Raw genomic sequence first — 13,758 nt, forward strand, 5'->3', positions numbered from 1 at the left:
AAATTTAATTATAATCTTTAATACAGGAGGCGCTATGCTTATGAATATTGCGAAGTTAGAGAATTATTTACAAATTGATTCATCTCGTTATAATCGACCGAGTATTGAAGCATTAAATTATTATGCAACACGTTTTATGTTAACTGTACCTTTTGAAAATATTGATGTTCAAAATAGTAAGCCGATATCTATAAATATCGATGCACTTTTTAATAAAATTGTTCATGATAAACGTGGTGGTTTTTGTTATGAGTTAAATACATTTTTCAAAGCCTATTTACAACAAAAAGGATTTAATCCTGAATTAATGTCAGCTACTATTCACACACCCGGTGGCGGTCGTAGTCTGAACGGTTCACATGCTTCACTTGTTGTTTCTATAAATGATGTATTCTATGTAACTGATGTTGGCTTTGGAGACTTACCTCTACATGCCATTCCTATTACTTCATCTGAGCATACACAACCAATTACTGATATCAGTGGTACATTCCGCGCTATTTTTAACAACGAAGACAAGGATATTTTCTATGTTCAAAAATTCGAAAATGATCATTGGCATACAAAATATGAAGCTGAATTCAAACCTAAACAAATAGAAGATTTTAATAGCAACATCGAATATAATCAAACGCATCCAGATTCAATATTTGTACAGCATTTATTAATTACAATGCCACAATCATTTGGCCGTGCTACAATGTCTGAAAATCATTTAACTTTAACAAGGAATGGTAGCTCAGAAAAATTTGATGTCACTAAAGATAACTATAAACATTTTTTAGAAAAATATTTTGGACTAAATGTAACTATTAATCGTATTGAAAAACAATAATAGTAAAATATAAAAATATGGGCGTATCTTACTTATTGTAGGTAGCGCCCCTTTTTTATGCTTCATAAACACAACAAAAAGGATATGACACAAACTTCATGTCACACCCTTCTTTTGAACCGCTTCATTTTACTTAAGCAAGTGCATCTACAACATAAATGACACCTACGAATACAAATGCAATAGCAATCATCGTCGAAATAAAGACGATACCCATTAATGGATTAAATAATAAAATGACACCGAAAACAATACCTAATAAATTAAAAATCACTGAAATTAGTTTTAAGCTACCACTACCCGTAAACGTAAATAATCCTGCAATAGAACTAAAAATGAACCAGAATGCAAACATGTAGATAAAAAATGCCGAGCTAGCGCCAACATTAAAAATGACAATAAGACCAAAGAGAATATCTACAATCCCCATAAACAGAATCCAATTTTGGTTACCACCTACTAAAGCTTTTGCTTTTCTACGGTAAATGATTTGAATCACACCGTTAATTAATACAAACAGTCCAATCAACCAGGTAATAGCATAAAAATTTTCAATTGGAAATGTAAAAATAACGACTGCCAACATTAATAATAATACACCCATTATTAAACTAGACCATTTAATACCTTGATTTCCTTTTTCCATAACAATCAATTCCTTTCAAATAAAGCCCTCTTTTAATTTTTACAAAAAATTTATTATACAATAATTAAATTCCCTTTTCTCAATTTACACAAACATCATCACTTAGAAAGCACCATTGCTTTTGTCTAATATGTACGATGAATCTGTATCCTCACTCAAAAATCTACTAAGTAGCGATAGCTTTCAACTCTGTAAGGTTCAAACATTGAATTGTAAGTTTAGATAAAGGCTACTACTCCAAACATTATTTAAAATGAAATTAAATACAAAAGGAGTGAGACTATGACAATATTATCAGTGCAACATGTTTCAAAAACATACGGTAAAAAGCACACATTTCAAGCACTTAAAGATATTAACTTTGACATACAAAAAGGCGAATTCGTTGCGATTATGGGGCCTTCTGGATCAGGTAAGACAACCTTATTAAATGTACTAAGTTCAATTGACCAAATTTCTAGCGGTAGCGTGATTGCTAACGGACAAGAGCTTAATAAACTTAATCAAAAAGCACTTGCCAAATTCCGTAAAGAATCATTAGGTTTCATCTTCCAAGATTACAGTATTCTGCCGACATTAACTGTTAAAGAAAACATTATGTTACCTTTATCTGTTCAAAAAATGTCGAAGGCAACAATGGAAGAAAATTACAAAGCGATCACGACAGCATTAGGTATTTATGACCTAGGAAATAAATACCCTAGCGAATTATCTGGTGGTCAACAACAAAGAACTGCAGCAGCGAGAGCATTTGTTCACAAACCACAAATCATATTTGCAGATGAGCCAACAGGCGCACTCGACTCGAAAAGTGCAAATGACTTATTACAACGTTTGGAAGAAATGAATAAATCGTTTGATACAACTATTGTCATGGTTACACATGATCCGGTTGCAGCAAGTTTTGCAGAACGTGTCATCATGCTAAAAGATGGCCAAATTCATACACAACTTTATCAGGAAGGACGTTCTAAACAGGCCTTTTATGAAGACATTGTACATCTTCAATCAGTATTAGGTGGTGTCTCAAATGACATTTAACCATATCGTTTTCAAAAACTTACGACAAAACTTAAAACATTATGCAATGTATTTATTTTCATTATTTTTTAGCATCGTCTTATATTTCAGTTTTACAACCTTACAGTTTACTAAAGGTGTAAATAATGACGACTCGATGGCCATCATTAAGAAAGGTGCTTTAGTCGGATCAATATTTTTATTTATCATTATTGTCATCTTTTTAATGTATGCCAATCATTTATTCGTGAAACGCCGTACACGTGAATTTGCGCTATTTCAGTTGATTGGTTTAACACGACAAAACATTTTGAAAATGTTAGCACTTGAACAAATGATTGTATTTTTAATCACAGGTGTTGTCGGTGTATTATGTGGCATTGCAGGTGCACAATTATTGCTTTCCATAGTATCTAAATTGATGTCGTTATCGATTAACTTATCGATACATTTCGAACCTATGGCCCTTGTTTTAACTATTTTCATGCTAATTATTGCGTATGTACTGATTTTATTTCAAAGTGCTTTATTTCTAAAAAGACGTAGTATCTTATCAATGATGAAAGATTCAATTAAAACTGATGCCACAACTGCTAAAGTAACGACTGCAGAGGTTATTTCAGGCGTATTAGGTATTGCTATGATTGCACTAGGCTATTATATGGCGACAGAAATGTTTGGTACGTTCAAAGCACTAACTATGGCTATGACATCACCGTTTATCATTTTATTTTTAACGGTTGTAGGCGCCTATTTATTCTTCAGAAGTTCCGTGTCACTTATTTTTAAAACATTGAAAAAATCAAAAAATGGACGCGTATCTATTACCGATGTTGTATTCACATCGTCTATTATGTACAGAATGAAGAAAAATGCGATGTCTTTAACTATCATTGCAATTATTTCTGCAGTTACAGTAACTGTATTGTGTTTTGCGGCATTATCTAAATCAAATACAGATCAAACCCTTACATCTATGGCACCAAATGAATTTAACGTGGTCGCTACTCAAGATGCTAAACAATTTGAAACTAAACTAAGCCAACAACAAATTACATTTTCTAAAAATGCTTACGAAACTATTACTGTAGATAATGTTAAAGATCAGGTTATTACTTTGGAAAATGGTAGTGATTCAGGTCGCACGAATTCAATATTAAGTGCAAATAACAAGGTAACAGGCAACAATGCCATCATTACAAATACAAAATCACTTCCTAACATTATTAATATCCATTTAAACAAAGATTTAGTAGTAAAAGGAACTAAGAATGAAACTTTCCGTGTTACACAAGAAGACAAAGGTAGGGTTTATCCTTTAAATCTAAGCTTCAACTCACCTGTCGTCGAAGTAAGTCCTGAAAAGTATCAGCAGTTGAAAACACAAAATAACGTTCATACTTTTTATGGATATGATATTAAACAAACATCACAAAAGGAAAAAGCTCAAGCAATTGCAAAACAGTTTGGAGACAAAGTCATCACTTATGATGAAATGAAAAAAGAGGTCGATGCTACTAACGGTATTCTAATATTTGTTACATCATTTTTAGGATTAGCATTTTTAGTAGCAGCTGGATGTATTATTTATATTAAACAAATGGATGAAACTGAGGATGAACTAAGTAACTTCAGAATATTAAAACGCATAGGCTTTACGCATACAGATATGCTTAAGGGATTATTATTAAAAATTACTTTCAACTTCGGTTTACCATTATTGATTGCTATATTACATGCAGTATTCGCCGCAATAGCATTTATGAAATTGATGGGTAATATTTCCTTCATGCCGGTTATTGTAGTAATTGTTGTATACACCCTCATTTACATTACTTTTGCTTTAATTGCTTTTGTACATTCAAACAAATTGATTAAGAAAACCATTTAACACTTACGATTAAAAGATGCTTCATTGAGATTTTGATTTTAAGCAATGCAGTATAACTATTAATTGATTTAAGAAAAGGAGAGATTGAATCATGAAATTTAGAGAATTAGTAAAACAATCATATGAGGATTTGAAAAATTTGACTGTAACTTGGTATAACGTCATTGCTTTAACAATACTTGTTATTGTATTAAGCTCATTCACAACACCAATAATAGGCATTCCAGCTGGTTTATTAGGTGGCGCCTATTATTTAAAACGTCGTGAAGAAAAAGGCAAATAAACACATTCCATCGGTATATAACATTGCTATGACCTTTCAAGTCAGATTTTAATATCAACAAGTAGCGTTTATCGCTGCTTGTTTTTTATGGATTGCTTATAAAATCGTTATGTTTAAACGATATGTCACTTTGAAAACTAGCAAACACCATAAAAGACTACAATTTTTTTATTTTTATAAACCCCTTTAAATCAACGTTTCTAAGGTTTTTAAAAATCTTTTTTAATTTATTTTCAAAAAACACTGTACATTATGCCAATATGAGCGTATAGTTGGTCTTACGTAATAAAAGCTCGTGAATTAAATTGTAGTGTATTTGTTTAGAATATCCTCTTTTTTAGTTATGAATTTGTTACAAATATTAAGTGCAAAAGCACACGGAGGTTTTCTATATGAATAACGGTACAGTAAAATGGTTTAACGCAGAAAAAGGTTTTGGTTTCATCGAACAAGAAAATGGCGGAGACGTATTCGTACATTTCTCAGGTATCGCTAGCGATGGCTACAAAACTTTAGAAGAAGGTCAAAAAGTTACTTTCGAAATCACTGAAGGTCAACGTGGAGACCAAGCAGTTAACGTACAAACTGTTTAATCTTACAAAATAAAACGACTCATTATAAATGAATCGCTTTGATTACCAACAAGGTTCTAAATCTTGTTGGTATTTTTTTATGCTATTTTGGATAATATGAGGCCATACCGCGATCATTTATAAAAACTTATTTGCCAGATACATACTAATCAAAGCTATAAGAATGATTGCACCAACAAATGCTATGAAAGAAAGTACACCTGTTTTTATATTTCTAGCTTTAGTCGTTTGTACTTCACTAGGATCTTTTCCATTCATAAAAGCAACAATTCGATCGTAGTTATCCATTTTATGCACTTTTTTAAAGTCTTCTATTTTCATAGCTGCATAATAACCTATTCCATAAATGACTATCACCGTTATACCCCAAGCCCAATTCCAATAAACAATTAAAGGTCCTGTTAAAATTGCAGCTAATGTCATGAAAATAAGCATCACATATGTCCATAAGTTAAGACTTCGTTGCGCTTTAATATCAGGTACAAATGGAATGGTCCCTTTTACTAAATCATCTAAAGTTACATTGAACAATTCGCACATCATTAATAAGTTATGTATGTCTGGTAAGCTTTTGTCATTTTCCCAATTAGAAATACTCTGCCTAGATACATATAACTTTTCAGCAAGATATTCTTGTGAATAACCATCTCGTTCCCTATATTTTTTAATTTGTTTACTCAGATTCAATTACATACGCCTCCAGTCAATTAGTACAATCATTACAATCAGACTATCAGATAAAGTTAAATCAAGTCACCTGTATGATTGACTAAATGTTTTGACATACGACAACATCAGGGTTCGAAGACTCCCTTAAGACAGACCTGTATGATTACGCGCTTGTAATTTTCTCAATGCCAACTTGAATTTCATTTATTAATGATGCAACTTTTCCATGCTATTCAATGCTTGCGAAGTTAGTCCTATTTAAGAGATTACGTTCACACTATTTACTATTCGATTTTCCAGCTTTCCAACTATGCTTTTCTAATCTTTTTTGTGCTATAAATTCTACTGCTTCAAAAATACATACTGCACTGATGAACCAGCTTAGGAAACCAACAACAATGCTAATCAACCACATGTGCGTCATATGTAACATCATCCATGTAACTAAAATACAAACTAATACCCCTGTCATACCAAACACTGCGCCACGACTTACATGCACAGCGACTTTATCACCATATTGCATACCTGTAATAAACATAGACACTAAAAATACTGCCGGAAACGTTGCAAATATACCGCCAAATTCTTTCCAAGGTAGTGTTACAGATACAATATAACTTAATAATACTGCAAATCCCCCCACAAAAAATTTCATTAATGTTAATTTCATGATGTTCTGCCTCCAAAAATTTATTACTTAATAACTGAATACAACTAATTATCACGCATTTTCCAAACTATAAATGTCTAATACTGAATATTGCAAGGGAAATAACAAACCAACAAACAACTGTGAATATTGCGCCTTTCCGATAACCTTTATGCTTAATGTAGAGAGATGTCAAAAATACAGTTAATATACAAGACAGAATACCCACAATTGCTCCAGTACTAAGATTCATCGACATCTCCACTAATTGCGTACCACGATGATCTAAAGCTAATGCGATAATAGCCGCAAGAAAGACTGCCGGCATAGTAGCTATAATACCTCCTAACTTACCACCTACCTTATCAGCAATAATTGAAGCTAATGCAACAGCGATACCACCAATGACAAAATGAAGAATTGCACTTCCAATTGAAAACATCTTCAACGTACCTTTCTATAATTAATTCAATACAAAACGTATCATTCACACAAAGTGTAAAACTTAAATTTTCTACTGTAAAGGCAACTCAAGCGATGTTCATAAAGCTTTCATGATACTTTCATAAACTAGCAATAAAGGGTTCAAATGAAAGTATATCCAGCTCAAATTATTGAAAATTACCATTAACTGTAATTTTCAAATCAACATATAAATATAAATTTTTATGTTTCACGTAAAACAAAAAAAAGACAAAGCTGTTATGATCTTAGCTTTGTCTTTTATGTGTTAGTCATCATGTATACGACATCCTACTACTAACGTTTATATATTCGAATTTTTATTTCATAATAATCTTCATGATCTTTGTCTTTATGCTCAACATGTAATCCTGTTTGTTGAATCGCTTGGATACTTTTGCCTACCTCATCTCGTGCTTGAGTGACATCTTGTGCAAAGCGAAGGTTTTGTGCTTTGACTTTTTCGGGCCCCGTTTTTTGGCGTACTCTATCTTCAGTCTGTTTCACATTTAGCTTTTGTGCAATGACTTGCTCAATCAACGCTTCTTGTTCGCTATCAGACAATGATAATACCGCTCTCGCATGGCGTTCAGTAATTTTACCTTCTCTTAAGCGAAGTAGTACTTTCGGCGCCAACTTCAATAAACGCAACTTATTTGCAATAAAGCTTTGACTTTTACCTAAACTTTTTGCCAATTCACTTTGCGTTGTATCACCAATTTCCAATAATTTCTTATAGGCTTCCGCTTCTTCAACAACAGACAAATTTTCTCTTTGAATATTCTCAATTAATGCCACAACAGCCGTCTCTTCATCATCCATATCACGAATAATAACGTCTGCTTGAGGTAAATTTAGTGATTGTATTGCTCTAAATCGGCGCTCTCCAGCAATAATTTCAAACATATCTTCTTCAATCGGTCTTACAACAATAGGTTGTAGTAAACCATGTTCATGTATTGATTCAGCAAGTTCTTTAATTTTATTTGGTTCAAACACCTGTCTTGGTTGATAACGGTTGGGAATGATACGTTCAATTTGAATGGATTCAACATTACTATTGCGATCTTCTTCAATATGTCCAATGATGTCATCTTTGTTTTTCAAACCAAATAATTTTGAAAAAGGTTTTTTCATTATCCATTCGCTCCTTTTATGTTAGTTGTAAAGGATTATGCATTATTTTTCAAGTAAAGGAGTCTTATTAGGCGTCCCTGGTTTTCTTGGATACTTTTTCGGCGTCTGTCTTTTTTTATCAATAATGAACATCTGGCGCTCTCCAGCATCTTCTGGCAATTCAAAGGTATGTGTTTCTGTAACATTACCACCTAACACACTAATTGCAAATTTTGCTTCTTCTAATTCTTCTTCACCTTTTGAAGATTTTAATGCAACAAACTGTCCACCTTTTTTAACTAGCGGTAAACACAATTCACTTAACACGGATAATCTAGCTACTGCTCTTGCAGTAACAACATCATAAGACTCCCTGTAGACACCCTTACCAAATGTTTCTGCTCTATCGTGTATAAAGCTGACATCCTGTAATTGTAATTCTGACGCTAAATGGTTTAAAAATTGAATACGCTTATTTAATGAATCAACAATCGTCACTTTTAACTGCGGAAACATTATTTTTAACGGAATACTTGGAAAACCAGCTCCAGCGCCTACATCACATATACTTATAGGCTGATTAAAATCAAAATAAAAACTAGGTGCAATGGAATCATAAAAATGTTTCAAATATACATCGTGTTCATCTGTAATACTTGTCAAATTCATCTTTTCATTCCATTCAACAAGTAAACGATAATATGTTTGAAACTGTTGTTTTTGAGTCTCAGTTAATTCAATATTATGTTCTTTTAATTGTTCTGCTAACCATTCTACAGTCATTAGTCACTCACCCTTTGGAGTTTACCTTGTTCTAAGTAAATCAATAATATAGATATGTCTGCTGGATTTACCCCTGATATTCTAGAAGCTTGTGCAATATTTAAAGGTTTTACTTCTGATAATTTTTCTCGCGCTTCAGTCGCCAAACTATCAATCTTACTATAATCTAAGTCTTCTGGAATTTTCTTCTCTTCCATACGCTTAACTTTCTCAACTTGTTGTAGTGATTTATTGATATAACCTTCATATTTTGTTTGTATTTCTACTTGTTCTTCAACATCTGCATTCAATTGATGTTCTTCTTCTAAAATTTCTAAAATTATATCGTAAGTCATTTCAGGTCTGCGTAATAAATCGATAGCTAAAATACCATCTTTTAAGCGAGAACCACCATGTTGTTCAATAATCGCTTGCGTATGTTCGTTTGGTTTAATACGAATATCTGATAAACGCTTAATTTCCGCATCAATTTGCTGACGTTTTTCATTAAAACGTGCATATCGTTCTTCAGAAATCATACCAAGTTCATATCCCATATCCGTCAATCTCAAATCAGCATTATCATGACGTAGTAACAAACGATATTCTGCACGTGATGTTAGTAAACGATAAGGTTCATTAGTACCTTTAGTTACAAGATCATCGATTAAGACACCAATATATGCATCTGAACGACTTAATATCTTTTCGCCTGTGTTTAACACTTTACCTGCAGCGTTAATACCTGCCATCAATCCTTGTCCTGCTGCTTCTTCATAACCAGATGTACCATTAATTTGACCTGCAGTATATAAGTTTTTAATCATTTTCGTTTCAAGTGTAGGCCATAACTGCGTTGGCACAATCGCATCATATTCAATTGCGTAGCCGGCACGCATCATATCTGCTTTTTCAAGACCTGGTATCGTCTCTAACATTTGACGTTGCACATGTTCAGGAAGACTTGTAGATAATCCTTGCACATATACTTCATTTGTATTACGACCTTCAGGCTCTAAGAAAAGTTGATGTCGCGGCTTATCATTAAATCGAACAAATTTATCTTCAATTGAAGGGCAATAACGTGGCCCGGTTCCTTTAATCATCCCTGAATACATTGCAGATAGATGTAAATTATCATCGATAACTTTGTGTGTTTCAGCATTAGTATACGTTAGCCAACATGGCAATTGATCTAATATATATTCTGTTGTTTCAAAGCTGAATGCACGACCTACATCGTCACCTGGTTGTATTTCAGTCTTCGAATAGTCAATTGTTTTTGAATTTACACGCGGTGGTGTACCTGTTTTAAAACGAACAATATCAAAGCCAAGTTCTCTTAAATTGTCTGATAATGTGATTGATGGTAATTGGTGATTTGGTCCACTTGAATACTTCATATTACCTAAAATGATTTCACCACGTAAAAATGTTCCCGTTGTAATAATTACTGCTTTAGATAAATACTCTGTACCAATATTTGTACGTACACCTTTAACTTCATTATCTTCTATAATAAGTTCGTCTACCATACCTTGCATTATATGCAAATTTTCTTCATCTTCAATCACGCGTTTCATTTCTTGTTGATAAAGTACTTTATCTGCTTGCGCTCTTAGTGCTCTTACAGCAGGTCCTTTACCTGTATTTAACATTCTCATTTGAATGTGTGTTTTATCGATTGTTTTTGCCATTTGTCCACCTAAAGCATCAATTTCACGAACAACGATGCCTTTAGCTGGTCCACCTACAGATGGGTTACATGGCATAAATGCAATATTATCTAAATTTATTGTTAGCATTAATGTTTTAGCACCACGTCTTGCAGATGCTAAACCTGCTTCTACACCTGCATGTCCCGCACCTATAACGATTACATCATATTCTTGAACCACAATATAAACCTCCTTATTTGATATCTTACTAGCCTTCTTAAGACGGTATTCCGTCTATTTCAATTACTATTTACCTAAGCAGAATTGACTGAATAACTGATCGATGAGTTCATCACTTGCAGTCTCACCAATAATTTCTCCTAATATTTCCCAAGTTCTAGTTAAATCAATTTGTACCATATCCATAGGCACACCAGATTCTGCTGCATCAATCGCATCTTGTATCGTTTGTCTTGCTTGTTTTAATAATGAAATATGTCTTGAATTAGAAACATAAGTCATATCTTGATTTTGTACTTCTCCACCAAAGAACAAATCTCGAATTTGTATTTCTAATTCATCAATACCTTCTTGTTTTAACATTGAAGTTTGAATTAATGGCGTATCACCTATCATATCTTTAACTTCATTAATATCTATGTTTTGCTCTAAATCCATTTTATTAACAATTACGATTACATCTTCATTTTTAACCACTTCATATAATGTGTAATCTTCTTGAGTCAATGCTTCGTTATTGTTTAATACAAATAAAATTAAGTCTGCTTGGCTAAGAGCCTTTCTAGAGCGTTCAACACCAATCTTCTCTACTATATCTTCTGTCTCGCGTATACCAGCAGTATCAACTAATCTTAATGGCACGCCACGAACATTGACGTACTCTTCTAAGACATCTCTTGTAGTACCTGCTACCTCAGTTACAATCGCTTTATTATCTTGTATTAAATTATTTAACATCGATGATTTACCTACGTTTGGTTTACCAACAATAACTGTAGATAAACCTTCACGCATAATTTTGCCCTGCGCACCGGTATCTAATAAACGATTAATTTCCTGTTTGATTTCTTTAGACTGCTCTAAAAGAAATTCAGTAGTCGCATCTTCAACATCATCGTATTCAGGATAATCAATATTCACTTCCACTTGAGCGAGTATCTCTAATATAGATTGACGTTGTTTTTTGATTAAGTCACTTAGACGACCTTCAATTTGATTCATCGCAACTTTAGAAGCTCTATCTGTCTTCGAGCGAATAAAGTCCATAACTGCTTCAGCTTGAGATAAATCAATACGACCATTTAAAAAGGCACGTTTTGTAAATTCACCTGGCTCAGCCATTCTAGCGCCATATGTCATAGTAAGTTCCAGCACTCTATTAATCGTTAAAATACCACCATGACAATTAATTTCTATAATATCTTCGCGTGTAAATGTTTTTGGCGCTCTTAACACAGACACCATAACTTCTTCAACCACTTCTTTAGATTCTGGATCAATAATATGACCGTAATTAATCGTATGTGATGGAACATCATTTAAAAGATGTTTTCCTTTATATAATTTGTCAGCAATTTCAACGGCTTGCGGTCCAGACAATCGAACAATTCCAATTGCCCCTTCACCCATTGGTGTTGAAATACTCGTAATTGTATCTAAATCCATATTGCTACTCGCCTCCTTCAACGATGTGAATACATTTTAAAGTAAGTTATTATAACCCTAAGGTAAGTCTTACGTTTGTCTGAGGTAAGACTTCGGGAGGTGTTGAGTGGTTAATGTTTACCTTCCCCTACCCTACCCTATCATTACTTAATTTTTTTATTAAAAACTTTGGCAATTTTAAGTACGTGCTCAAGACTATTCTGTATTTGTAAAGTCGTCATATCTTTAGCTGGCTGTCTTGCTATTACAATAATATCTTTGGCCAATATATGCGACTTATGTACTTTGAAATTTTCACGTATTGCTCTTTTAATCTTGTTTCTTAACACTGCATTACCTAGTTTTTTAGAAACACTAATACCTAAGCGAAAATGGTCTATTTCTTTATTATTACAAGTGTATACAACAAATTGTCTGTTGGCTACAGAATGACCTTTTTTATATATTCTCTGAAAATCTGCATTCTTTTTAATTCGGTAAGCTTTTTCCAATAACATCACTCGCTTATTTATCGTTTTTATTTGAAGCTATATTTAAACTTCTATTGAGCTTATAACATAAATTTCTATTTATTCTTAATTTAAACGAAAAAAAAGATCACTGATGAGTCAGTGATCTTATGCAGATAAAACTTTACGGCCTTTACGACGACGGCGCGCTAAAACTTTACGGCCATTTTTTGTGCTCATGCGTTTTCTGAAACCATGAACTTTACTATGTTTACGTTTATTTGGTTGATAAGTACGTTTTACCATGCAAAACACCTCCATCTTTATACAGTTATCTAATATACCAGATTATGCAGACTCTGATCACTTTAATAGATAAGATTTTGCGTTTCTTAGATTAAAATTCTCGTATTAGCTCATTGATTATCTAGTCATAATTCAAGCAACTACTACAATATAACAAAATCCTATTTATAACGCAAGTTCATTTTATACTACTGCTCAATTTTTTTACTTTTATCGATTAAAGATAGAAATACACGATGCGAGCAATCAAATTTCATAACATCACCATGAGTTTGGTCCGAAGCATGAGTGTTTACAATGTTTGAATACCTTATACAGTTCTTATACATACTTTATAAATTATTTCCCAAGCTGTTTTGATACACTCACTAACAGATATTCTATAGAAGGAAAAGTTATCCACTTATGCACATTTATAGTTTTCAGAATTGTGGATAATTAGAAATTACACACAAAGTTATACTATTTTTAGCAACATATTCACAGGTATTTGACATATAGAGAACTGAAAAAGTATAATTGTGTGGATAAGTCGTCCAACTCATGATTTTATAAGGATTTATTTATTGATATTTACATAAAAATACTGTGCATAACTAATAAGCAGGATAAAGTTATCCACCGATTGTTATTAACTTGTGGATAATTATTAACATGGTGTGTTTAGAAGTTATCCACGGCTGTTATTTTTGTGTATAACTTAAAAATTTAAGAAAGATGGAGTAAATTT

General features: G+C 32.8%; 15 protein-coding genes. 5 read left to right on the top strand and 10 right to left on the bottom strand.

Annotation, left to right across the window (positions count from 1 at the left end; all coding sequences use genetic code 11):
• Positions 1 to 40 precede the first annotated feature (40 nt).
• The gene (locus KI230_RS13635; RefSeq protein WP_001017423.1) at positions 41 to 835 is read left to right on the top strand and encodes an arylamine N-acetyltransferase family protein; all 795 of its coding nucleotides are present in this window, start codon (positions 41 to 43) and stop codon (positions 833 to 835) included.
• Positions 836 to 968: 133 nt separating this feature from the next.
• On the opposite strand, the gene KI230_RS13640 is transcribed toward KI230_RS13635, so the two are convergent.
• Positions 969 to 1,481, bottom strand: a complete 513-nt coding sequence (locus tag KI230_RS13640; RefSeq protein WP_000410764.1) for an HdeD family acid-resistance protein — start codon at positions 1,479 to 1,481, stop codon at positions 969 to 971.
• Between the two features lie 282 nt (positions 1,482 to 1,763).
• Here KI230_RS13640 and vraD point away from each other — a divergent pair, with 282 nt between their 5' ends.
• The 4 genes from vraD to KI230_RS13660 all read left to right on the top strand — a co-directional run bounded on the left by vraD (position 1,764) and on the right by KI230_RS13660 (position 5,268).
• Positions 1,764 to 2,522: a peptide resistance ABC transporter ATP-binding subunit VraD gene (gene vraD, locus KI230_RS13645; RefSeq protein ID WP_000154162.1), complete on the top strand. Its 759-nt coding sequence runs from the start codon at positions 1,764 to 1,766 to the stop codon at positions 2,520 to 2,522.
• Complete coding sequence (vraE, locus tag KI230_RS13650; protein ID WP_000143647.1) at positions 2,512 to 4,392, top strand: peptide resistance ABC transporter permease subunit VraE; 1,881 nt, start codon at positions 2,512 to 2,514, stop codon at positions 4,390 to 4,392. Before vraD ends, vraE begins: the two co-directional genes overlap by 11 nt.
• Before the next feature lie 91 nt (positions 4,393 to 4,483).
• A complete protein-coding gene (gene vraH, locus KI230_RS13655; RefSeq protein WP_045177881.1) occupies positions 4,484 to 4,675 on the top strand; it encodes a peptide resistance ABC transporter activity modulator VraH in 192 nt (63 codons plus the stop codon).
• 392 nt (positions 4,676 to 5,067) lie between these two features.
• Positions 5,068 to 5,268 (top strand): cold-shock protein, encoded by a 201-nt coding sequence (locus tag KI230_RS13660; RefSeq protein ID WP_001059079.1) that lies wholly within the window; start codon positions 5,068 to 5,070, stop codon positions 5,266 to 5,268.
• A gap of 117 nt (positions 5,269 to 5,385) precedes the next feature.
• On the opposite strand, the gene KI230_RS13665 is transcribed toward KI230_RS13660, so the two are convergent.
• The 9 genes from KI230_RS13665 to rpmH all read right to left on the bottom strand — a co-directional run bounded on the left by KI230_RS13665 (position 5,386) and on the right by rpmH (position 13,028).
• Entirely contained in the window at positions 5,386 to 5,955 is a 570-nt protein-coding gene (locus tag KI230_RS13665; RefSeq protein ID WP_001054120.1) for a helix-turn-helix transcriptional regulator, read from the bottom strand.
• A 259-nt stretch (positions 5,956 to 6,214) separates the two neighbouring features.
• Positions 6,215 to 6,610 carry a DUF3147 family protein gene (locus KI230_RS13670; protein WP_000779136.1) on the bottom strand — a complete coding sequence of 132 codons (396 nt, stop codon included), beginning with the start codon at positions 6,608 to 6,610 and terminating at the stop codon, positions 6,215 to 6,217.
• Between the two features lie 67 nt (positions 6,611 to 6,677).
• On the bottom strand, positions 6,678 to 7,031 hold the full coding sequence (locus tag KI230_RS13675; RefSeq protein WP_000491382.1) for a DUF3147 family protein: 354 nt from the start codon (positions 7,029 to 7,031) through the stop codon (positions 6,678 to 6,680).
• Positions 7,032 to 7,348: 317 nt separating this feature from the next.
• A complete protein-coding gene (noc, locus tag KI230_RS13680; protein WP_214958289.1) occupies positions 7,349 to 8,188 on the bottom strand; it encodes a nucleoid occlusion protein in 840 nt (279 codons plus the stop codon).
• Between the two features lie 42 nt (positions 8,189 to 8,230).
• Complete coding sequence (gene rsmG, locus KI230_RS13685) at positions 8,231 to 8,950, bottom strand: 16S rRNA (guanine(527)-N(7))-methyltransferase RsmG (RefSeq protein WP_000215588.1); 720 nt, start codon at positions 8,948 to 8,950, stop codon at positions 8,231 to 8,233.
• A complete protein-coding gene (gene mnmG, locus KI230_RS13690) occupies positions 8,950 to 10,827 on the bottom strand; it encodes a tRNA uridine-5-carboxymethylaminomethyl(34) synthesis enzyme MnmG (protein ID WP_000249657.1) in 1,878 nt (625 codons plus the stop codon). Before mnmG ends, rsmG begins: the two co-directional genes overlap by 1 nt.
• A 66-nt stretch (positions 10,828 to 10,893) precedes the next feature.
• Entirely contained in the window at positions 10,894 to 12,273 is a 1,380-nt protein-coding gene (gene mnmE, locus KI230_RS13695; protein WP_000362509.1) for a tRNA uridine-5-carboxymethylaminomethyl(34) synthesis GTPase MnmE, read from the bottom strand.
• Between the two features lie 143 nt (positions 12,274 to 12,416).
• Positions 12,417 to 12,770: a ribonuclease P protein component gene (rnpA, locus tag KI230_RS13700; protein ID WP_001789343.1), complete on the bottom strand. Its 354-nt coding sequence runs from the start codon at positions 12,768 to 12,770 to the stop codon at positions 12,417 to 12,419.
• 120 nt (positions 12,771 to 12,890) lie between these two features.
• Entirely contained in the window at positions 12,891 to 13,028 is a 138-nt protein-coding gene (gene rpmH, locus KI230_RS13705) for a 50S ribosomal protein L34 (RefSeq protein WP_000240855.1), read from the bottom strand.
• Between the last annotated feature and the right edge of the window lie 730 nt (positions 13,029 to 13,758).

This window comes from Staphylococcus sp. MZ3 (assembly GCF_018622755.1).
GTDB classification, from domain to species: Bacteria; Bacillota; Bacilli; order Staphylococcales; family Staphylococcaceae; genus Staphylococcus; species Staphylococcus aureus.